Origin of the sequence: Paraburkholderia fynbosensis, from assembly GCF_902859935.1 — a bacterium.
GTDB lineage: Bacteria > Pseudomonadota > Gammaproteobacteria > Burkholderiales > Burkholderiaceae > Paraburkholderia > Paraburkholderia fynbosensis.
The window spans coordinates 160209-181257 of record NZ_CADIKI010000007.1; the positions used below are offsets into that span (position 1 = coordinate 160209).

The window sequence follows — 21049 nt, forward strand, 5'->3', positions numbered from 1 at the left end:
CCACTACAAGGTCAAGGCCGCTATCCGGAGGGTCCATGAAAATCGGCGAATTGGCGAAAATCGCCCATTGCACGACCGAAACCATCCGTTTCTATGAGAAAGAGGGCCTGTTGCCCGAGGCGGATCGCACCGAGGCCAATTACCGCAGTTACACGGCGAAGCACGTCGAGCGCTTGCGCTTTATCCGCAATTGCCGCGCGCTCGACATGACCCACGACGAAATCCGCGCGTTGCTGCTGTTAACCGACGCGCCGGCGAACGGCTGCGGCGGCATCAATACGCTGATCGACGAGCACATCGCGCACGTCGACACGCGCATCGACGAACTGAAGCAGCTGAAACTGCAATTGACCACGTTGCGCGAGCAATGCCGCGGCGAACAGGCCGTCGAAGACTGCGGCATCGTGCACGGCCTGAGCGAAATGGATGTGAGCGCGCCGCGTGCGCGCCATACGCATCTGGGCTGAAGCGTTCCGGCCGCATCGCGTGATCGAGCGCGGCGACCCCTTCATGGCCGGGCCGTTCGTGCGGCCCGCCCGATAAACCCCCGAATCCAGTTGGAGAATCAACGTGTTTACCTGTAGAAATCAGTCCTGCGACGCGCAGTGGGAACTGTCGGACGTCGTCATCAAGAACGAAGGGCAGGGGCTGCTGTTCCGTTGCCCGATGTGCGGCGCGCGCAATTACGTCGAGCGTTTCGACGGCGAAGACGGCTCGGTGCTGTACGAACAGATCGAAGGCCGCCCCGCCCCTGGCCCCCTGGCCGACTAGTCTCCAGCCAATAGCGAACCCTCACCCTATGAACAGTCCCACCACCGCCGGCGCGCCGTTTAGCGCATTGCCGCTGCCGGACGCGACCCTCGCGAACCTGACGCAGCTCGGCTACGTCGAGATGACGCCGATTCAGGCCGCGAGCCTGCCGATCGCGCTCGCCGGCCATGATCTGATCGCCCAGGCGAAAACGGGCAGCGGCAAGACCGCGGCGTTTTCGCTCGCGCTGCTCGCGCGCCTCGACGTACGCAACTTCGCCGTGCAGGCGATGGTGCTGTGCCCGACGCGCGAACTCGCCGATCAGGTCACGCAGGAAATCCGCCGCCTCGCGCGCGCAGAAGAAAACATCAAGGTGCTGACGCTGTGCGGCGGCACGCCGATGCGTCCGCAAACGGCCAGCCTGGAACACGGCGCGCACATCGTGGTCGGCACGCCGGGCCGCATCATGGATCACCTCGAACGCGGCAGCCTGCCGCTGCAAGCGCTGAACACGCTGGTGCTCGACGAAGCCGACCGCATGCTCGACATGGGTTTCTTCGACGATATCTCGACCGTCGTGAAGCAATGCCCGAAAGAGCGGCAAACGCTGCTGTTCTCAGCGACATACCCCGAGGGCATCGTCAAGCTGAGCCAGCAGTTCCTGCGCAATCCGAAGGAAGTGAAGCTCGCCGAGCGGCACGACAACACCAAGATTCGCCAGCGCTTCTATGAAGTGACCGAAGACGAGCGCCTGCATGCCGTCGGTCTCCTGCTCAACCACTATCGCCCGGTGAGCACGCTCGCGTTCTGCAATACCAAGCAGCAGTGCCGCGATCTGCTCGACGTGCTGCGCGCGCAAGGTTTCCATGCGCTCGCGCTGCATGGCGAACTCGATCAGCGCGAGCGCGATCAGGTGCTGATCCAGTTCGCGAATCGCAGCTGCTCGGTATTGGTCGCCACGGACGTCGCCGCGCGCGGTCTCGACATCGCGCAACTCGAAGCGGTGATTAACGTCGACGTAACGCCGGACCCGGAAGTGCACGTGCACCGCATCGGCCGCACGGGCCGCGCCGATCAGGAAGGCTGGGCACTGAGCCTCGCGAGCATGAACGAGATGGGCCGCGTCGGCAGTCTCGAACAGGCGCAAAAGCGCGACGTCGAATGGCACAAGCTGTCCGAACTCACGACGACGAGCAAGGAGCCGCTGCTGCCGCCGATGGAAACGCTGCAGATTCTCGGCGGCCGCAAGGAAAAGATCCGCCCCGGCGACGTGCTCGGCGCGCTGACCGGCGAGGCGGGTTTCGCGGGCTCGCAGATCGGCAAGATCAACGTAACGGAGATGTCGACCTACGTGGCGGTGGAGCGCAGCATCGCGCGCGACGCGCTGCGCAAGCTCAGCGCCGGCAAGGTGAAGGGCAAGAAGGTCAAGGTCCGTCTGATGGACGACGCCTGATAGCGCCCGCTATCAGGACAAGGCAAGGGGTGGCGGCATTCGCGGCCGCTCCCTTCGCGCATCACATTACGTCATACCTGCGCTTTATTCCGGGTACTTTTCGCGGCCCGGTTTCTTCCCCAAGGCTTTGATCCGATTGGCTTCACGCGGCGCGGCGCGCGTTCGCGCGCGTCATGACGTAAACGCATGCCGCGCATGACAAAGTTTCGATTGTGACGGTTCTTTGGCTGATGCCTAATCACCAGACCGGAAAGGCGGCCGCACTGTCGGTGCGTCCTCGAATCCGCAGCTGGATGAAGATAGGGAGATAGCCTTATGCAGAGCGCCATGCAAGCCCGCTCGAAACTGCCTGACGTGGGCACGACGATTTTTACCGTGATCGGCCAGCTGGCCGCTCAATACGATGCGCTGAACCTGTCGCAGGGCGCACCGAATTTCGCGCCGGACGCGAAACTGGTCGACGGTGTCGCGCAAGCGATGCGCGCTGGCCATAACCAGTACGCGCCGATGGCAGGCATTGCCGCGTTGCGCGAAGCGCTCGCCGACAAGGTCGAAACGCTGTATGGCGTGCGCTACGACCCGGTCGGCGAAGTGACCGTGATCGCCAGCGCGAGCGAAGGGCTGTATTCGACGATCAGCGCACTGGTGCATCCCGGCGACGAAGTGATCTACTTCGAGCCGTCGTTCGACAGCTATGGTCCGATCGTCCGGCTGCAAGGCGCGACGCCGGTGGCGATCAAACTCTCGTTGAGCGACTTCCGCGTGGACTGGGACGAGGTCGCTGCCGCGATCACGCCGAAGACCCGCATGATCATCATCAACACGCCGCACAACCCGACCGCTACCGTGTTCAGCGAGGCCGACATCGCGCGGCTGAAGGCGCTCACGCGTAACACCGATATCGTGATTCTCGCCGACGAGGTCTACGAACACGTCGTGTTCGACGGTGCGAAGCATCAGAGCATGGCGTGCGACGCCGAGCTCGCGGAGCGCAGCGTGATCGTCTCGTCGTTCGGCAAGTCGTATCACGTGACCGGCTGGCGCGTCGGCTATTGCCTCGCACCCGCCGCGTTGATGGACGAGATTCGCAAGGTCCATCAGTTCATGGTCTTTTCCGCCGATACCCCCATGCAGTACGCGTTCGCCGATGCGCTGGCCGATCGCGAAAGCTATCTCGGCCTGTCCGCGTTCTATCAGAAAAAGCGCGATCTGCTCGCGCACGCGCTGCGCGAGTCGCGCTTCGAATTGTTGCCGAGTGAGGGCAGCTTCTTCATGCTTGCTCGTTTTCGCGGCATCTCCGACGAAAGCGACAGCGATTTCGTGCTGCGCCTGATTCGCGATGCGCGCGTCGCGACGATCCCGTTGTCCGCGTTTTACACTGACGGCACGGATTCCGGTTTGATCCGCCTCAGCTTCTCGAAGGACGACGCGACACTGCTCGAAGGCGCGCGGCGTTTGTGCGAGATCTGAGCGCGCTGACGAGCGCGGGCCGCAGCACTGGCTGGTTTTTTGAACGCAGTATGATCGTCGCGCCTCGTTACGCCGCCGTGCATCGCATGCTGCGGCGCGGGCGATACGGCGAAATCGGAAGAAGAAAGGAAGGGATTCGCTATGAAGTTGCTCAAGCCTCTATTGGCGCTGGCCTGCGCATTCGCGTCGCTCGCGGCGTCGTCCGCCGCGAGTGCCGCCGACACCGCGACGCTGCGCTTCGGCGTCGAAGCGCAGTATCCCCCGTTCGAATCGAAAGGCCCGAACGGTGAATTGCAAGGGCTCGATATCGACGTGGGCAATGCTGTCTGCGCCGCCGCGCACATGACGTGCAAGTGGGTCGAGACCTCGTTCGACGGATTGATTCCCGCGCTGCAGGGCCGCAAGTTCGACGCAATCAATTCGGCAATGAACGCGACCGAGCAGCGTCGGCAGGCGATCGATTTCACCACGGTCGTGTATCGCGTGCCGACGCAATTGATCGCGCGGCGCGACAGCGGCTTGCTGCCGACACCCGAGTCGTTGAAGGGCAAGCGGGTGGGCGTGTTGCAGGCGTCGATTCAGGAGACCTTCGCGAAGACGCATTGGGAACCGGCGGGTGTGACCATCGTGCCGTACCAGGATCAGAATCAGGTCTACACGGATATGGCGGCGGGACGTCTGGACGCGACGCTCGTGCTCGCACCTGCGGGACAAACGGGTTTTCTGTCGAAGCCCAACGGCAAGGACTATGCGTTCGTCGGCCAGCCGGTGCGTGACGACAAGATTCTCGGCAGCGGCATCGCGTACGGGATTCGCAAGGGCGATACGGCGCTGCGCGATCAGTTGAACGCGGCAATCGCGAAGGTGCAGGCCGACGGGACGGTGAAGACGCTGGCGACGAAATATCTCGGCAATATCGATGTGAGTGCGAAGTAAGTTATTGCTCCATGCGCCTACGCACGCGCGGTGATGTTGGCGCTCTCGCGGTGTTGGCTTGTTGACGGCGTGTTTGACGGCTACGATACGTAGGCCTCGCTTTGGCGAGGTCTATGCAAGCATCGGAGAGCACGCGGATGAGCGGAATCACAGAGGCGGCAAGCCACGTCAAGAGCGCTTCTGCGCCGAAGTTCTGGCGCAGCGACGCGCTGCCGTTCATCGAAGCACGTTCCATCGACGACGGCCGCGAGGTCTGCTATGCCAAACACTCGCACGAGACGTTTTCGATCGGCGCTGTGACCGGCGGCCGCAGCGTGTATCTGAATCGCCATGCGCGCGAGTGGATCGGCGCCGGTGCAGTCGTAATGATGAATCCCGACGACGTGCATGCGTGCAACCCGATCGCCGACGAGCGCTGGTCGTATCGCATGCTGCATGTCGACGTCGAATGGTTCACGGGGCTGCAACACGAACTGGGCTTCAACGAGAACCGCGCGTTTTGCGCGTTCTCGCAGACCATGACGCTGGATGCGGCGTTGTTCGATGGCCTGAACCGGCTGTGCGCGATTCTGGTCGACGACGATGCCGACACGCTGCGCAAGGAAAGCGCGGCGATCACCTTCTTTTCCGAAGTGCAACGCAAGCTGAATCCGGCGTCCTTGCCGGATCGCGACGCAAGCCGGCAACTGGTGCGGGCTGCGGAATTCATCGCTGAAAACTGCACGCAATCGCTGACACTCGAAGACATTTGCGAGGTGGCGGACTTGTCCGCGTCGCATCTGATTCGCGTGTTCAAGCAACGCTACGGGATGACCCCGCACGCTTATTTGATCAACCGGCGCATCCAATACAGCCGCGCGCAACTCAGACGCGGCCGTCTGATCGCGGATGTCGCACTCGATGCCGGTTTCGCCGACCAGGCGCATTTGCAGCGGACGTTCAAGCGGCTGGTCGCGGCGACGCCGGGGCAGTATCGCACTTGACCTCGACTTTGACTTTGATCTGGCGAATGCACTGAGCGGTGCACAGCGCGGTGCCTCACTCCATCAGCAGATATAGCGCGCTGGCCGCAAGCAGCGCCGCCATCACGCGATTGAACCGCCTGACCCGCTCCGGTTCCTGCAAGTATTTGCGCAGGAACGTGCCCGCGTAGGCCCAACTCGCAATCGACACGTAGCAGATCACGAAGTACAACGCGGTGAATTGCCAGACGAGGCCCCCGTCGCCGTTGGCCGCATAGGCGCCCATGCCGGCCAGCGACGCGAGCCAGGCTTTCGGATTGAGCCATTGCATCGCCGCGCCATGGGCGAAGGACGGGCCGCGAGACGGTTTATCCGTGCCGAGACGGCCGTCGTCAACCGCGAGCGTGTACGCCATGTAAAGCAGGAAGGCGATGCCGGCCCATTTGATGATGTCGATGAGATTGGGGAAATGGGTGAGCAACTCATGCAGACCCAGTCCGATGAGCAGAAGCAGCGCGGTGAAGCCGACGGTCGCACCGCTCACGTGCCGCATGCTAGCGGCGAGTCCGTGCCGGGCGCCCGCGCTGAGCGCGACGACGTTCACCGGGCCGGGGGAAATGGAGCTGGCAAGCGCGAAGGCAGCCATGGAGAGTAAGACGGTCATCAGATGCCTCGGTACGTGAGCGCGCCGCGCAGGAATGGCGACGGTCAACGGTATCGGGCGAAGGGGTGGGGTGTATTGAAGGAAATTGCTTTGTGGGAGGAGAGCGCTTGAAGGGCGCTAGAAAAGCAAAAAGCCCGGTCGCGAGGACCGGGCTTTTTGCCTTTGAATCTTTGGTGGGGTGTGAGTGACTCGAATACTCGACCGACTGACTCATGCAGACTGATTTCCCTGATGTTTGCCTGCGTGGTGCCTACACGGGAAAAGAATGAGCAAACAGAGCTTCACAGCGGCTCGGCTCGACAGCGGATGGCCTGGTCAGCCGTTCGGCTCCATTCGCGGGCAAGGCGGCGGCGCGTGCTGCCCCGCCGCGCAGGATCGCCGACGCTCTCGCTTATGTGCTCCCGCCTGGCTTGCGTACTTTCGCAGCCGACTCTCGGACATTTCGATGTGCCACCTGTGACTGCATCATTCCGGCCTTGCCGACGCGCCGCTACCGTGATCGCGCGTAGATTCGCCCGCGCTCGCCGACGGGCTCATTGACGTCAGAATCTCGTCGCGGCAAACCGCAAGGATTTCGTCGGCCAGCGGCGAATCGTCCGGGCAGGCGCGCGACATGACAATGGCACCGACCGCGTGCGCCAGTATGTCGAGGGATCTGGCTCGCGCCTGGCTTGGGTCCACACCGTCCAACGCATTACCCTCGGGGCTCAGCGCAGCCAGCAGGCTCTCAATGCCGGCCGCGAACGTGGCCCGAACAGCTTGCGGCTGACGCGCGGCATCCCCGCCCAGTGCGGCCATCGTGCAACCGGTTGCGCGGGCGTCGCGGTGCTCGCGGGAAAGGTAGTACCGCACAAACTCAGGCGCATCCACATCCTCGCTCAGCGCCACGGTCTGCGCGATGCCGCAGGCCGCCGATTCCGCCATCAGATCGGCCTTGGAGCGGAACTGCTTGTAGAAGCCGCCGTGGGTGAAGCCGGCGGCGGCCATCAGATCGGCAACGCCAACCCCGTCGTAGCCGCGCTCCCGAAACAGCCTGGATGCCGTCTCGACGACGCGCTCCCGGTTGGCCTGCGCCTGTGCCTTGGTGATCTTCATGTGTTGACCACTGTGAGTGCATATCTGCGAGGGCTTCATTATACATTGATGTCGATCGTCATCAAAACCTTGACATGTTGGATTATGATCATCATTATTGACCGGCTACCAACCTAGGAATCTGGCGCAACATGAGCGACACGACGCTTTTCGAGCCCTACGCCCTCGGCCGCCTGACACTCGCCAACCGCTTTGTCATGGCACCACTGACCCGCAATCGCGCAAGCGCAGGGCTACCCAACATTGGATGTAGAACACCATGAAAGCGCTCACCTTCAAACGCTATGGCAAGTCACCCGAGATCGGGTTCGCCGAAGTGCCTCGCCCCACGCTGAAGCCTGATGAACTGTTGGTCCAGGTCCACGCGGCGGGGCTGAATCCAATCGACAACATGATTCCGGCAGGAACGTTCAAGCTCCTCCTCAAGTTCGAGTTGCCCGCTACGCTGGGCAGCGATATTGCCGGTGTTGTGACTGAGGTCGGCAGCCGTGTGACGCGTTTCAAGCCGGGCGACGCAGTCTTTGCCAGCCTCTTCGATCTCGGCAGGGGCTCGATCGCCGAATTCGCGGCGGTGCCGGAGAGCGTCGCCGCGTCGAAGCCGGACAATCTCGACTTTGTGCAGACTGCGGCCGTTCCGATGGTCGGGCTCACCTCCTGGCAGGCGTTGAAGGAGCGCGCCAATCTCCGAGCTGGCCAGAAGGTGTTCATCCCTGCCGGGTCCGGAGGTATCGGCACGTTTGCGATCCAACTGGCAAAGCACTTCGGCGCCAGGGTGGGAACGACCACCAGTACGGGCAACGTCCCACTAGTAACCGGTCTGGGCGCGGATGAGGTCGTCGACTATAAAAAGCACGAATTCGAGAAAGTGCTGCGCGGCTACGACGCGGTGCTTGGGACGATCAGAGGTGATGCGATTGAAAAATCCATAGGCATCCTCAAACCGGGGAGCAAGATTGTGTCTCTCATCGGCCCGCTCGACGCAGCGTTCGCCCGTGCTCGCGGGCTAAACTTTATTCTGAGGTTGGTATTCGGGCTAATGAGCCGCAAGATCGTGCGGCTTGCGAAAACGCGGGATGTAGCCTATTCATTTCTCTTCGCGCGTCCCGATGGAACGCAGCTCGCCGAAATTGGCGAACTGCTTAAGTCAGAAAGCGTTCGTCCAGTGATCGACAAGGTCTTTCCGTTTGAGCAAGCGAAGGAAGCGCTTGAATACCTGGCCCAGGGACGCGCCAAGGGCAAGGTCGTCGTGAGGATCAGGTGAGCTGCGCCGACGCCCGAATGTCTGAGCAAAAAAGCGAGCGAATGAGGTTTGTTGGCCGCCCACTGCCTGATACGATCACCATGAATTGGCCGAAACACCTCGGGTATCGACTGACGACACGCGACCTGAGCGATCATTCGACTGGAACCCGCGAACGCCCCACTTTTCGTTGGACTACTGCCCGATGCGGTCGACCGGCGACGATCTTCAACGGTCGGAGAGCAGACTTCCAGTACGCGGGCGCCAGCGCGGGTGAATCTGCCGAGGGCGGCTTTCGTAGCACGCTGCCATACGACGGAACGCCGCCGTGTAACGCAATCTTGAGGCGGCGATCTGACGCGTTGGAATCGAGGCGCCGCCTGCATGGTCGCTGCTTTAACTCGATGCCCATTCTTTCGCGGTTGCTTCCGCGAAATCCCGGTACGAACGGGGCGCGCGGCCCAATAACGCAGCGAGCGCGTCGATTTCCGTCGATGTCGCGACTGCGCCGTCCTGCTGGTAGCGCCGCATCATCAAGCGCATGTCGTACGCGAGCCAGTCCGGCGTTACCTGCTTGAGCCGCGCTTCGAGCGCATCGAGATCGTCGCCCGCGTAACGGATGGGGCGTTGCAAGACGTCCGCCCAGATCGCGAGGATCGAATCTGCCGTGAGCGCATCGGGACCGACGAGTTCGAACGTCACGCGAGGCAAGGATGCGGCGGATCGCTCGCGGCGCAGCAGTTCGCGCGCGGCTGCGTCGCCGATGTCGCGCACATCCACCATCGAAATACCTTTACCGCCGATCGGCATGGCGTAGATGCCGTGCCCGAGCAGCGCCTCTTTCTGACGGACATCGTTCTGGATGAAGTACGCGGGACGCAACACCGTCACGGGTAAATCCATCCCTTCGATCATCCGTTCGACCGTGTGCTTACTCGCGAAGTGCGGCACGTCGACGTATTCGGCGCCCTTGAATACCGACAGATAAACAATGCCCTTCACGCCCGCTTCGCGCGCAATACTCATCGCCTGAAGCGCTTGCGTCAGTTCGTCGGCTGCGTTGGGCGCGAGCAGGAATAGTGTGTCGATGCCTTTCATCGCCACGCGCATTGCGGCGATGTCGGAGAGTTCGCCCTTGATCGGCACGACGCTGCCTTCGAACTTCGCCTTCTCCGGCGAGCGCGTGAGCGCGCGCACGTGTGCCCCTTCGTTTTGAAGATGCGCGATGACTTGCGAACCGACGACGCCCGTGGCGCCTGTGACCAGAATTGTCATGTTGTTTGTCCTTGGGTACGTGAAGGGCCGTCGTTTGTCGGCCCGGCAGAAACAACGATAGCCGTTCCATGCGCGGGCCGAAAGCCCGATAATCGAGACCGTCTGTCTCATCAGTGGAACGTCTATGGATCTCGCCGCTTTAGCCGACTTCAACGCCGTAGCCGAACATAAGGGCTTCGGCCCAGCGAGTCGGGCGCTCGGACGCCCCAAGGCGACGCTTTCGCGTCACGTCGCAGAACTCGAAACGGATCTCGGGGTGCGTCTCGTCGAACGTGGCTCGCGCATGCTTCGGCTGACCGAGGAAGGTCACGCGCTCCATGAACGCACGCGAGGCCTGCTCGCAGAGATCGTCGAAGCGGGCGAAGCTGTCGCCGCGCGCGCGCCGGTGCCGAGCGGGCGATTGCGTGTCAGCGCGCCACTAGTATTCGGTCAAGTCGTGCTGAGCCGCATCGCATCCCGATATGCGTTGGCCCATCCACAAGTGGAACTGGAGATCGTCGCCGAAGACCGCATCGCCGACCCTGTACAGGACGGCTTCGATCTCGTGCTACGCATCAATCCGCCGCAGGATGCGCTGCTCGTCGGACGATGCATTGCGACGGACCGCCGTGTGCTCGTCGCGCCACCCGGTCTGTCGATTCCGCGCGCGCCGAGCGATTCCCGAGCGCTCCTCGAATTGCCTGCGATATTGATGAGCAATACGCCTGTCAATGCGCGCTGGCAGATCGAAATGAAGAACGGCATAACTCGCACGATCGCGCCCGCGCCGGTCTTGCGCATGTCGTCGTTACTGATGGTGCGTGAAGCCGTGCTCGACGGTGCGGGCGCCGCGCTGCTGCCGGGTCTGCTCGTCGAGCAGGACGTGCATGCGGGGAAGCTCGTGCAGCTTGGTCTCGAAGCAGGTCCGCCCGTCGAGATCTGGGCACTCTACAGTTCGCGGCGATTACTGAGTGCCAAAGTGCGAGCGTTCATCGACACCTTGCAGCAGACAGGAAGTTTGCGGCCGACCTCGGGCGCTGGCTTCAGGCAGTAATGCAAAGCATCGAATGAGGCAATGAGGCAGCATGGACGCTGCACGGATAAAGTCCGACCAGAGGAGATCGACGGAGCGGCTTGAAAAGCTGATACGAAGCGGCCATTCTGGCAAAAGGGTCGAACGCCGCAAACCGGCCGATATTCGACTATTTGACGGTGCGCAACCGGTTCCCGGTCCAGCATTCGTCGAAGACCTTATTTCGGGGGGCAATCTTCCCGGGTACATCGAGCACAGTTATCAGCTCGCGCTTAGTTCCCGCTGTCGCCGCACTCGCGCGTCTCGCAAAGACGTGTCTCTTCGAGTTCTTCCAGCACGCTATCGAGGTCGACAGCTCGCGTGAACAGACTAGGTTCGAGTCAAGACTGATGCGTTGCAGAACATCCTCGTAAAAACGTGGCACAAAGTCGCTTCGGCCGAAGCGTCCGACAGATCATTGGGCATTGTCATGTTGAAGCAGAGGATGCCGTCGATCAATGCGATAACGGCGAGCGCGTGGTCGGCGAAAGGGCCCGGCAACTGTATGTTGAGGCGCTTGCATAACTGCTCAATGAAGTACGCGACCATGTCGCGCTTTTGCAGGCATAGCGCATGCACATGTTGTCGGAATGTCGCGTCACGCATGGCATGCAAACGTGCCTCAGCCCAGACGATGTAGTTGTTATCGTCGCGATAGCACTGCGCGTATAACAAAGTGAACTGTTCTTGCAGGTTTTCGCTGGACGGCGCGGCGTCTCGCAGCGTCTGCAAGTTTTTTTGCATGTTCTGGTGATCGAGACGGAGCAGTTCGACGAATAGATCGCTCTTGCTGCTGAAGTTCGAGTAGAACGCGCCGCGGCTATAGCCGGCCTGGCCTACGATATCTTCCACGCTAGTCGCAGCAAACCCTTTTTCGGCGATGCTCGACGCTGCTGCGTCGAGCAAGCGCCGCCGGGTTCGCTCGCGGCTTTCCGCTCGCGTCATTCGTTTGTGTGGCATGCGGCGAAGCGCTCATATGGCAAAGAACGATGGCCAGATCCACGCTCCTGGCAAATCGTTGGGTGCTTAGGGTTGCTATTTGATAGCGACCGCTTCGGATTCGCGCGGTTGCCATCCGCCGCCGAGCGCCTTGAAGGCAGCAACGGCTGCGCGTGCGGATTCCGTTTGCGCCTGCACCCGCTCATCGGAGGCGCGTAGCAGGTTCTCGTCGGCCTGCAAGACTTCGATCAGGCTGACGACGCCTTTTTGATAGGCCGCGAACGAGGCCGCTCGCGCCCGGCCGAGCGAGTTCACTCCCTGGCCGAGTACCACCGCCTGTGCCTCCCGCTTGACGAGTGCCGAGAATGAGTTCTCGACGTCTTCGGTTGCGTGAAGCGCGGCGAGCCGATAGGCGGCCAGCACTTCCGCCTGCTGCCCCTTGGCCTGCTCGATCTGCGCATTGATGCGGCCGAAATCGAACAGACGCCAGCGCAGCCCCAGCACGCCAGCGGCCTGATTGGCGCCGGTACTGAACAGGTTGCCGCTGGCCACCGAGGTGGCGCTGCCGAGCAGTCCACTGAGCGACACCTTGGGGTAATACTCGGCGACGGCCACGCCGATGCGCGCGTTCGATGCAGCAAGGCGACGCTCGGCCGCGATCAGGTCGGGCCGGCGCCTGAGCAACTCTCCCGGGGATCCGGTGTCCGCGATCCGCGGGGCGACCGGGATGTCACCTGCGTCGGACAGTTCGGCTCGATGCGTGCCGGGCTGTGAACCCAGCATTACATCCAGCGCATTCATCGCTGCATCCAGACCCGCCTCGAGGACCGGGACGGATGCCTGAACCTGGGATAGCGCACCTTCGGCCTGGCTCACCTGGAGGTCGGCCGCCAACCCTTTGCTATACAGGAGGTTGATGGTCGAAAGCAGATCCTGCTGCGTTTGAACCTGCTGTCGGGCAACCTTCAGACGGGCCTGCAATCCACGAATCGTGATGTAGATATCGCCAGTCTGCGCCGCCACTGCCAGGCGCGTGGCCGCCGCACCGGCTTCCGAAGCCTGGTATTCGGCAAGTGCCGCTTCCCGCCCGCGACGCAGGCCACCAAACAAATCCAGTTCCCAGCTCGCGTTGAAATTAGCCTCGTAATCATTGCCGTAGCGGTCGAAACCGGGCGTGGAATTCAGGACTCGCCCCAAGGGGGTTTCGACCGACTGGTAGACGCGCGCCGCCTGCCCGCTGACATTGCCGGACGGCAGCAGCGCGGCATTCGCCGCGCCAAGTCCCGCGCGCGCCTGCGAGACGCGAGCGGCGGCCTGGGCGAGGTCCAGGTTCTGTTCCAGCGCGAGCGTGACGAATCGTGTCAGTTCAGGATCATCGAAACCCGTCCACCACGTGACAAGGTCGGCACTGGCCGCCGCGTGCCGGTGATCCACGGCGGCCTGGCCCTGAAACTGCTCGGGCATGGCTATATTGGGCCGGACATAATCGGGGCCTACTGCGCAGCCAGCCGACAGACTGGCGACAATAACCGCGGCAAGGATAGGTTTGGGTAGCATGAGCGTCTTCGCAAGATTCCAGTGGTGACTATAATACCAAATAGTCACTGGTTGTCCATTCCTGTATGCTATACCCCATGAAAAAAGCCACCACTTCCCCTATCCCGGCGCGCGGCCCCGCTGACCACGAGGTACGGGATCAGATCGTTGTCGCCGCCACCGAACACTTCAGCCGGTATGGCTACGAGAAAACGACGGTCTCAGACCTCGCCAAGGCGATCGGGTTTTCCAAGGCCTACATCTACAAGTTCTTCGAGTCCAAGCAGGCCATTGGCGAGATGATCTGCGCGAACTGCCTGAACCAGATCGAAACCGAGGTCAGGGCGGCCGTCACACAGACCGACCTGCCGCCGGAGAAGCTGCGGCGGATGTTCAACGTCTTCACGGAAGCGAGCCTCCGTCTGTTTTTCCAGGACCGCAAGCTTTACGAGATTGCCGCATCGGCGGCCACGGAGAACTGGCAGGCGGTGCTTGCATATGAGGAGCGCGTCCAGAAGTTACTGCGGGACGTCCTCCAGGAGGGTCGGCAGAGCGGGGATTTCGAGCGCAAAACCCCCCTCGATGAGACTGCGATGGCGATCTATCTGGTGATGCGCCCCTACCTCAACCCAATGCTCCTGCAGTACAGCTTCGATTACACCAAGGTCGCGCCTGCACAACTGTCCAGTCTCGTGCTTCGCAGTCTGTCGCCGTGATGGAAATCTTGGTTGTGACTATTGACTAAATTGGTCACTAGAACCATAATGAAAGCCCTGATCACTCTGCCAATGGGTCTTTCATGCTCCGGCGTCGCCTTGCTACCTCTACAGTCGTCTGTGCACTGCCCCTTGCGCTAGCCGCCTGCGGCGCGAAAGCACCGCCCGATCCGCGCACCGAAGCACCCTTGGTGCGCACCGCCATCGCTCAGGCGGCGATCCCGGCCTCCCGTTCGTTTACCGGAACCGTCGCCGCGCGTGTGCAGAGCGAGCTGGGATTTCGCGTCTCCGGCAAGGTGCTCGAGCGGCTGGTGGATGCCGGGCAAACCGTCAAACGCGGCCAGCTGCTGATGCGCCTCGATCCCATCGATCTGAGGCTTGCCGCGCAGGCCCGGCAGGACACGGTCACCGCCGCGCGAGCTCGGGCGCAGCAGACCGCGCAAGACGAAGAGCGCTACCGCGACCTGCGCGGCACCGGCGCGATATCGGCATCGGCCTACGACCAGATCAAGGCGGCGGCCGATGCCGCCAAGGCCCAGCTCAGCGCGGCCGAGGCTGATGCCGACGTTGCGCGCAACGCCACGGGTTATGCCGGGCTGGTGGCGGACGGCGATGGCGTCGTGATGGAAACGCTGGCCGAACCGGGCCAGGTCGTCAGTGCCGGCCAGCCCGTGGTACGCCTGGCCCACGCCGGGCGCCGCGAGGCTGTCATCCAGCTACCCGAAACTCTGCGCCCCGCCATCGGCTCGGTCGCCCAGGCCACGCTGTTCGGCAACGGCGACGTCAGCGTGCCGGCGACGCTGCGTCAGCTTTCGGATACGGCGGATCCTCGTACCCGGACCTTTGAAGCGCGGTATGTGTTGCAGGGAGAGCTGGCCGACGCCCCACTGGGCGCCACGGTGACAGTCCAGATTCCGGACGCGCGTTCCGCGGTGCAAGGCGGTTTGCAGGTGCCGATCGGCGCGCTGTTTGACGCGGGCAAGGGACCGGGGGTGTGGGTCATCAACGGCGAGCCGGCAAAGGTTGCCTGGCGGCCGGTTGCGGTCGAACATCTGGACGACGATAGTGTACGCGTCGCCGGTGAGATCAAGCAAGGCGACCGGATCGTCGCGCTGGGCGCGCAGCTGCTGCGCGAAGGCGAGCCGGTCCGCGTGTCCGGCCAGGCCGTCGCGATGGCGAGCGAAGGAGCACGTCCGTGAGCGAAGGCCGTTTCAACCTGTCGGCGCTCGCCGTGCGTGAGCGCTCCATCACCCTGTTCCTGATCTGCCTGATTTCACTGGCCGGGCTCGTTTCGTTCTTCAAGCTGGGCCGGGCGGAAGACCCCGCGTTCACGGTCAAGGTGATGACCATCATCACCGCCTGGCCGGGAGCCACGGCGCAGGAAATGCACGATCAGGTCGCCGAGAAGATCGAAAAGCGCATGCAGGAGCTGCGCTGGTACGACCGGACCGAGACCTATACGCGACCAGGCCTCGCCTTCACGACCTTGACCCTGCTCGACAGCACGCCGCCGTCGGAAGTACAGGAACAGTTCTACCAGGCCCGCAAGAAGATCAGCGACGAGGCAGCCAACCTGCCGGCTGGCGTGATCGGGCCGATGGTCAACGACGAATACTCAGACGTCACGTTTGCCCTCTTCGCACTGAAGGCCAAGGGCGAACCGCAGCGCCTGCTGGTGCGCGATGCGGAGACGCTGCGCCAACGCTTGCTCCACGTGCCGGGCGTGAAGAAGGTCAACATCATCGGCGAGCAGCCGGAGAGAATCTATGTCGAGCTCTCACATGACCGGCTGGCAACGCTGGGCGTGAGCCCCCAGGACGTGTTCGCCGCGCTCAACGGTCAGAACGCCCTGACGCCGGCCGGCTCCGTGGAGACCAAAGGTCCGGAGGTGTTCATTCGCCTGGACGGTGCCTTCGACAACCTGCAGAAGATCCGCGACACGCCGGTCGTCGCGCAGGGCCGCACGCTGAAGCTGTCGGACATTGCGGCCGTTACGCGTGGTTATGAAGATCCGGCGACGTTCATGATCCGCAACGACGGCGAACCTGCACTGCTGCTGGGCATCGTCATGCGCGACGGCTGGAACGGGCTCGATCTCGGCAAGGCGCTGGACAGCGAGGTCGGCGCGATCAACGCTGGGCTGCCGCTAGGCATGAGCCTGACCAAAGTCACCGATCAGGCCGTCAACATTCATTCGGCAGTCGACGAGTTCATGGTCAAGTTTTTCGTTGCGCTGCTGGTGGTCATGCTGGTGAGTTTCTTGAGCATGGGCTGGCGGGTGGGCCTCGTCGTTGCCGCGGCCGTACCGCTGACACTCGCGGTGGTGTTCGTCGTGATGGCCGCCACCGGCAAGAACTTCGACCGCATCACGCTCGGCTCGCTGATCCTCGCGCTCGGCCTGCTCGTGGACGACGCGATCATCGCGATCGAAATGATGGTGGTAAAGATGGAGGAAGGCTACAGCCGCATCGCCGCCTCCGCCTATGCGTGGAGTCATACGGCCGCGCCGATGCTGGCGGGCACGCTGGTGACGGCCGTCGGCTTCATGCCCAACGGCTTCGCGCGCTCCACGGCCGGCGAATACACCAGCAACATGTTCTGGATCGTCGGCATCGCACTGATCGCATCGTGGGTCGTCGCGGTGGTCTTCACGCCCTACCTGGGTGTGAAGATGCTGCCCGACTTCAAAAAGGTCGAAGGCGGTCACGACGCGATCTACGACACGCCGCGCTACAACCGCTTCCGTCAGCTGCTCACGCGTGTCATCGCGCGCAAATGGCTGGTCGCCGGTTCAGTCGTTGGCCTCTTCGTCCTGGCCATCCTCGGCATGGGCGTGGTCAAAAAACAGTTCTTCCCCATCTCCGACCGTCCCGAAGTGCTGGTCGAGGTGCAGATGCCCTACGGCACGTCGATCTCGCAAACGAGCGCCGCCACGGCGAAGGTCGAAGCGTGGCTCGCGAAGCAGAAGGAAGCCAGGATCGTCACCGCGTACGTCGGGCAAGGCGCGCCACGCTTTTACCTGGCGATGGGGCCGGAACTGCCCGATCCGTCGTTTGCCAAGATCGTGGTGCGCACGGACAGCCAGGAAGAGCGCGACGCATTGAAGCAGCGACTGCGTCAGGCAGTCGCCAACGGTCTCGCCTCCGAGGCGCGCGTGCGGGTCACGCAACTCGTATTCGGTCCATATTCGCCGTACCCGGTGGCCTACCGTATCTCCGGCCCGGACCCGGACAAGCTACGCGGTATTGCGAAAGAAGTTGAGCAGGGGATGGAGGCAAGCCCGATGATGCGCACCGTCAACGCTGACTGGGGTACGCGCACGCCCACGCTGCACTTCACGTTGCAACAGGACCGTTTGCAGGCGGTGGGGCTGACATCCAGCGCCGTGGCGCAACAACTGCAATTCCTCCTGACTGGCGTGCCTGTCACCGCCGTCCGTGAGGATATTCGAACCGTGCAGGTCATCGCGCGTTCGGCCGGCGATGTTCGTCTCGACCCGGCGCGGCTTGGCGACTTCACGTTGGCTGGCGCGAACGGGCAACGCGTTCCGCTGTCGCAGGTGGGCAAGGTCGACGTGCGCATGGAGGAACCGATCATGCGCTGGCGGGACCGCGCGCCGACGATCACGGTACGGGGCGACATTGCCGACAACCTTCAGCCGCCGGACGTATCGACGGCGATCACCAGGCAGCTTCAACCCATCATCGCCAGGCTTCCGACTGGCTACCGTATCGAAGAAGCGGGCTCCATCGAGGAATCGGCTAAAGCGACGAAAGCCATGCTGCCGCTCTTCCCGATCATGCTGGCGGTTACGCTCATCATCATCATCTTCCAGGTGCGCTCGATCTCCGCAATGGTGATGGTGTTCCTGACCAGCCCGCTGGGCTTGATCGGCGTGGTGCCGACGTTGATCCTGTTCCGGCAGCCGTTCGGCATCAATGCGCTGGTCGGTCTCATCGCGCTATCGGGCATCCTGATGCGCAACACGCTGATCCTGATCGGGCAGATCCATCAGAACGAGCACGCCGGACTGGATCCGTTCCATGCGGTCGTCGAAGCCACCGTGCAGCGTGCCCGCCCGGTGATCCTGACGGCCATGGCGGCGATCCTCGCTTTCATCCCGCTGACCCATTCGGTGTTCTGGGGAACCCTCGCATACACGCTGATCGGCGGTACGTTCGCCGGGACGATTCTGACCCTGGTCTTCCTGCCGGCGATGTATTCGATCTGGTTCAAGATTCGACCCGAGAGTAACGCTGGCTTGCGCAAAGATCGGCATGAGCACGCGCAGCCTTCCGAGCAAACGCTGCAGGACGCGCTCGACGCGGGCAGTTAAAAAACGCGCATCAATTCACCTGAAGGGAGCTGTTCCTGTCGAATTCCACAGTTGTCGTTGTTACCGGCGTGTCATCGGGGTAGCCCACGTGTAAAGCAGCACGACTTTAATTGGACTGCGCGAGGTTTATTGGAGATACGTGGCTGACCCGAGTGGTGAGGCTGGCTTCCGCTACATGGCACACCATCGGCGGTTTGGGCTGTTGGGGGATGAGGAATTCAACCCATTCCGATACCCGTTTTTCTCTCCCGAGACCGGTTCGATTTCGTCAACCGATCGCCGACTCGATACCGCAGCCACCATGCACATGCAGCAAGGGCCTAGCGGCCTCGAGCGGGCGACGTTTGTGGAGTTACCGCCAAGGTGGTGCACCGTCGGGTCACAATCTCATCGCACGCTCACGTAGTATCCACCGCAGCCTTTCGCCCTGACTCGAGCTGAGTGGCGAGTCTGGCGTGCGGTCCTTGCCGTTCTGGCCACGTCGGTCAATACAGACTGTCAAGCGCTGCCCGACGCCGCGGGCAGTCCCTCTGTGTTCCAACGCAGCATGCCGCCGGCGAGGTTGGCCACCTTGCCGAAGCCTGCCTTGGTCAGCAGCACGCTAGCCTGGGCCGAGCGGACCCCCGAGCGGCACACGACCACAACCGGACGCTCGCGATCCAGTTCATCCAGCCGGCTCATCAACTGCGAGAGGGGCATCAGCTTTGCACCTGGCAGGTGGCCCAGACGATCGATGAACTCCCGCGCCTCGCGCACATCGACGATCTGTAGCGTCGCCCCATACTGCAGCAGTGCCATGGGCTCGATCTCCCACACTCCACTGAAGCGCAGCGTCAACGGCGCCCAGTCTGGCGCTTGCGCCGCTGCCGCGTCGCCCTCTGGTTGTCCGCAACGCAGGTTGGCGGGCACCGCCGCGGCCATCAGCTTGGGATGGGGCAAATTCAGGTTGTCCATATAGCCAGTGAAGTCGCCGACATCCACGTCGCCGCCGAGGCGTGGGTTGAAGCGCCTCTCCTCGGCCACGCTGGTGACGGTGATGCCGCGATAGTCGTGCGCAGGATAGAGCAGGCAGTCGTCGGGCAGTGTCAGGATCTGCTCGCGCACGGAAGCGAACAGCTGCTGTGGGCTACCTTGCTGGAAATCGGTGCGGCCACAGCCGCGAATCAGCAGGCTGTCGCCGGTAAAGGCCATGCTCTGGTCGTCCAGAACATAAGTCAGGCAGCCATTGGTATGGCCGGGCGTTGCGCGTACGGTGACATGGCGCCTGCCGAAGTCGATGCGATCGCCGTGCCGCAGCGGCCGGTTCACTCCCTCGGCGCCGACGACTGCGGCGAGTGCGATCAGGCTGCCGCAAGATTGACGCAAGCGCCATGCGCCGGTTACGTGGTCGGCGTGTACGTGGGTGTCGAGCGTAGTCGGCAGCCGCAGGCCCAACTCCTGCAGCAGCGCCATGTCCCGCGGCACCTGCTCGTACACGGGGTCGATCAGCAACGCTTCGCCGCTGTCGCCCAGCAAGTAGGTATAGGTGGAGGAGGCAGCGTCGAAGAGCTGGCGAAAGATCATCGCGGACCTCCGAGGGAGGAAAGGCAAGACGGCCCGACACGGGCCGCCTTGCCTGTGTTCAGTCCGGCTGCCGGGTGGTGCGCAAATACGGCTTGATGGTCTTGAAGCCGGGGAAGGACTGCTCCGCCTCTTCGTTGCTGACGGCGGGCGTGATGATGACGTCCTCGCCCTGCTTCCAGTTGACCGGCGTGGCCACCTTGTATTTCGCGGTCAGCTGCATCGAGTCGAGCACGCGCAGGATTTCGTCGAAGTTGCGGCCAGTGGTCATCGGATAGGTCAGCATCAGCTTGATTTTCTTGTCGGGCCCGATAATGAAGACGGAGCGCACGGTGGCGTTGGTGGCCGCGGTGCGCCCCTCGCTCGTATCGCCCGCATCGGCCGGAAGCATGTTGTATAGCTTGGCCACGGCCAGATCGGTGTCCCCGATCATCGGATACTTGACGGCGGCTCCCTGAGTCTCTTCGATATCTGCGGCCCATTTGGCGTGGTCTTCGACCGCATCGACCGAGAGGCCGATCAGCTTGGCGTTGCGCCGTGTGAACTCCGGCTCGATCTTCGCCATGTACCCCAGTTCAGTGGTGCAAACCGGCGTGAAATCCTTCGGGTGCGAGAACAGGACGGCCCATTGATCCCCAATCCAGGCGTGGAAATCAATGATGCCCTGGGTGGTGCGCGCAGTGAAGTTGGGAGCGACGTCGTTAATACGAAGCGACATATTGCCATCCTGTGAAGTAGTGGGTTATGCGGAAGACCTGATTCAGGCGTGCAACCCCAATCGATCGGAGACGAGCGACCCGTGATTTGGAAAAAAGGGCCAAGTATATCGGTCATCACTCGCGAACCTAATTCACCCTCAGCGAAATCTAGCCGAGCTCCCGCTTTGCCGGCGGCGGCCTTGGAAACGAAGACATCCGAACGAGGATTACGGGCGCGACATCAAACTGCGTCTGTTCGGCAGCGCACGGAATCGCCCGCTAACTCGACTTCGATGAGAGGGCTGTACCCTTGGAAACGGCTGGTGCAAGGGCGAAATTTCGGACGGCGATTCAGGGTCGCGCATTGT

Annotated in this window: 18 protein-coding genes; 11 read left to right on the forward strand and 7 right to left on the reverse strand. The window is 62.6% G+C overall.

Going from position 1 to position 21049, the window contains the following annotated elements; translation table 11 throughout:
• Positions 1-35: 35 nt before the first annotated feature.
• The 6 genes from cadR (at position 36) to HV770_RS13855 (ending at position 5592) form a co-directional block, all read left to right on the forward strand.
• Complete coding sequence (cadR, locus tag HV770_RS13830) at positions 36-467, forward strand: Cd(II)/Pb(II)-responsive transcriptional regulator (RefSeq protein WP_175160388.1); 432 nt, start codon at positions 36-38, stop codon at positions 465-467.
• 103 nt (positions 468-570) lie between these two features.
• Positions 571-771, forward strand: a complete 201-nt coding sequence (locus HV770_RS13835) for a hypothetical protein (protein WP_175160391.1) — start codon at positions 571-573, stop codon at positions 769-771.
• A 28-nt stretch (positions 772-799) separates the two neighbouring features.
• Positions 800-2203 carry an ATP-dependent RNA helicase DbpA gene (gene dbpA / locus HV770_RS13840; protein ID WP_121316201.1) on the forward strand — a complete coding sequence of 468 codons (1404 nt, stop codon included), beginning with the start codon at positions 800-802 and terminating at the stop codon, positions 2201-2203.
• A 315-nt stretch (positions 2204-2518) separates the two neighbouring features.
• Positions 2519-3673 carry a pyridoxal phosphate-dependent aminotransferase gene (locus HV770_RS13845; RefSeq protein ID WP_175160393.1) on the forward strand — a complete coding sequence of 385 codons (1155 nt, stop codon included), beginning with the start codon at positions 2519-2521 and terminating at the stop codon, positions 3671-3673.
• A 141-nt stretch (positions 3674-3814) separates the two neighbouring features.
• Entirely contained in the window at positions 3815-4609 is a 795-nt protein-coding gene (locus HV770_RS13850; RefSeq protein ID WP_121316203.1) for an ABC transporter substrate-binding protein, read from the forward strand.
• Positions 4610-4746: 137 nt separating this feature from the next.
• Complete coding sequence (locus HV770_RS13855) at positions 4747-5592, forward strand: helix-turn-helix transcriptional regulator (RefSeq protein WP_175160395.1); 846 nt, start codon at positions 4747-4749, stop codon at positions 5590-5592.
• Between the two features lie 55 nt (positions 5593-5647).
• Here the strand turns inward: HV770_RS13855 and HV770_RS13860 are convergent, their stop codons facing one another.
• Positions 5648-6235: a LysE family translocator gene (locus tag HV770_RS13860; protein WP_175160397.1), complete on the reverse strand. Its 588-nt coding sequence runs from the start codon at positions 6233-6235 to the stop codon at positions 5648-5650.
• A gap of 465 nt (positions 6236-6700) precedes the next feature.
• Positions 6701-7330, reverse strand: a complete 630-nt coding sequence (locus HV770_RS13865) for a TetR/AcrR family transcriptional regulator (protein WP_175160399.1) — start codon at positions 7328-7330, stop codon at positions 6701-6703.
• Between the two features lie 259 nt (positions 7331-7589).
• On the opposite strand from HV770_RS13865, the gene HV770_RS13875 reads away from it, so the two are divergent.
• Positions 7590-8591, forward strand: coding sequence for an NADP-dependent oxidoreductase (locus HV770_RS13875; protein ID WP_175160401.1), 1002 nt, complete (start codon positions 7590-7592; stop codon positions 8589-8591).
• A 375-nt stretch (positions 8592-8966) separates the two neighbouring features.
• On the opposite strand, the gene HV770_RS13880 is transcribed toward HV770_RS13875, so the two are convergent.
• Entirely contained in the window at positions 8967-9845 is an 879-nt protein-coding gene (locus tag HV770_RS13880; RefSeq protein ID WP_175160403.1) for an NmrA family NAD(P)-binding protein, read from the reverse strand.
• 124 nt (positions 9846-9969) lie between these two features.
• On the opposite strand from HV770_RS13880, the gene HV770_RS13885 reads away from it, so the two are divergent.
• On the forward strand, positions 9970-10878 hold the full coding sequence (locus tag HV770_RS13885; protein WP_175160405.1) for a LysR family transcriptional regulator: 909 nt from the start codon (positions 9970-9972) through the stop codon (positions 10876-10878).
• A 348-nt stretch (positions 10879-11226) separates the two neighbouring features.
• Here the strand turns inward: HV770_RS13885 and HV770_RS13890 are convergent, their stop codons facing one another.
• Together HV770_RS13890 and HV770_RS13895 are read right to left on the reverse strand one after the other, a co-directional pair.
• Positions 11227-11802, reverse strand: coding sequence for a TetR/AcrR family transcriptional regulator (locus tag HV770_RS13890; protein ID WP_246290902.1), 576 nt, complete (start codon positions 11800-11802; stop codon positions 11227-11229).
• Between the two features lie 129 nt (positions 11803-11931).
• A complete protein-coding gene (locus tag HV770_RS13895) occupies positions 11932-13392 on the reverse strand; it encodes an efflux transporter outer membrane subunit (protein ID WP_175160408.1) in 1461 nt (486 codons plus the stop codon).
• Positions 13393-13469: 77 nt separating this feature from the next.
• On the opposite strand from HV770_RS13895, the gene HV770_RS13900 reads away from it, so the two are divergent.
• The 3 genes from HV770_RS13900 to HV770_RS13910 all read left to right on the forward strand — a co-directional run bounded on the left by HV770_RS13900 (position 13470) and on the right by HV770_RS13910 (position 18423).
• Positions 13470-14087, forward strand: a complete 618-nt coding sequence (locus tag HV770_RS13900) for a TetR/AcrR family transcriptional regulator (RefSeq protein ID WP_175160409.1) — start codon at positions 13470-13472, stop codon at positions 14085-14087.
• Positions 14088-14170: 83 nt separating this feature from the next.
• Positions 14171-15286: an efflux RND transporter periplasmic adaptor subunit gene (locus HV770_RS13905; RefSeq protein WP_175160410.1), complete on the forward strand. Its 1116-nt coding sequence runs from the start codon at positions 14171-14173 to the stop codon at positions 15284-15286.
• Positions 15283-18423 carry an efflux RND transporter permease subunit gene (locus HV770_RS13910; RefSeq protein WP_175160412.1) on the forward strand — a complete coding sequence of 1047 codons (3141 nt, stop codon included), beginning with the start codon at positions 15283-15285 and terminating at the stop codon, positions 18421-18423. The genes HV770_RS13905 and HV770_RS13910 overlap by 4 nt, the downstream gene beginning before the upstream one ends.
• A gap of 498 nt (positions 18424-18921) precedes the next feature.
• Here the strand turns inward: HV770_RS13910 and HV770_RS13915 are convergent, their stop codons facing one another.
• Together HV770_RS13915 and HV770_RS13920 are read right to left on the reverse strand one after the other, a co-directional pair.
• Positions 18922-19986: an MBL fold metallo-hydrolase gene (locus HV770_RS13915; protein WP_175160414.1), complete on the reverse strand. Its 1065-nt coding sequence runs from the start codon at positions 19984-19986 to the stop codon at positions 18922-18924.
• Between the two features lie 58 nt (positions 19987-20044).
• On the reverse strand, positions 20045-20701 hold the full coding sequence (locus HV770_RS13920; RefSeq protein WP_175160416.1) for a peroxiredoxin: 657 nt from the start codon (positions 20699-20701) through the stop codon (positions 20045-20047).
• Positions 20702-21049 lie beyond the last annotated feature (348 nt).

Excerpts from the sequence above, each read along its gene's own strand:
- cadR (WP_175160388.1), top strand. The coding sequence starts at position 36 with ATGAAAATCGGCGAATTGGCGAAAATCGCCCATTGCACGACCGAAACC.
- dbpA (WP_121316201.1), top strand. The coding sequence starts at position 800 with ATGAACAGTCCCACCACCGCCGGCGCGCCGTTTAGCGCATTGCCGCTG.
- HV770_RS13845 (WP_175160393.1), top strand. The coding sequence starts at position 2,519 with ATGCAGAGCGCCATGCAAGCCCGCTCGAAACTGCCTGACGTGGGCACG.
- HV770_RS13850 (WP_121316203.1), top strand. The coding sequence starts at position 3,815 with ATGAAGTTGCTCAAGCCTCTATTGGCGCTGGCCTGCGCATTCGCGTCG.
- HV770_RS13855 (WP_175160395.1), top strand. The coding sequence starts at position 4,747 with ATGAGCGGAATCACAGAGGCGGCAAGCCACGTCAAGAGCGCTTCTGCG.
- HV770_RS13860 (WP_175160397.1), bottom strand. The coding sequence starts at position 6,235 with ATGACCGTCTTACTCTCCATGGCTGCCTTCGCGCTTGCCAGCTCCATT.
- HV770_RS13865 (WP_175160399.1), bottom strand. The coding sequence starts at position 7,330 with ATGAAGATCACCAAGGCACAGGCGCAGGCCAACCGGGAGCGCGTCGTC.
- HV770_RS13875 (WP_175160401.1), top strand. The coding sequence starts at position 7,590 with ATGAAAGCGCTCACCTTCAAACGCTATGGCAAGTCACCCGAGATCGGG.
- HV770_RS13880 (WP_175160403.1), bottom strand. The coding sequence starts at position 9,845 with ATGACAATTCTGGTCACAGGCGCCACGGGCGTCGTCGGTTCGCAAGTC.
- HV770_RS13885 (WP_175160405.1), top strand. The coding sequence starts at position 9,970 with ATGGATCTCGCCGCTTTAGCCGACTTCAACGCCGTAGCCGAACATAAG.
- HV770_RS13895 (WP_175160408.1), bottom strand. The coding sequence starts at position 13,392 with ATGCTACCCAAACCTATCCTTGCCGCGGTTATTGTCGCCAGTCTGTCG.
- HV770_RS13900 (WP_175160409.1), top strand. The coding sequence starts at position 13,470 with ATGAAAAAAGCCACCACTTCCCCTATCCCGGCGCGCGGCCCCGCTGAC.
- HV770_RS13905 (WP_175160410.1), top strand. The coding sequence starts at position 14,171 with ATGCTCCGGCGTCGCCTTGCTACCTCTACAGTCGTCTGTGCACTGCCC.
- HV770_RS13915 (WP_175160414.1), bottom strand. The coding sequence starts at position 19,986 with ATGATCTTTCGCCAGCTCTTCGACGCTGCCTCCTCCACCTATACCTAC.
- HV770_RS13920 (WP_175160416.1), bottom strand. The coding sequence starts at position 20,701 with ATGTCGCTTCGTATTAACGACGTCGCTCCCAACTTCACTGCGCGCACC.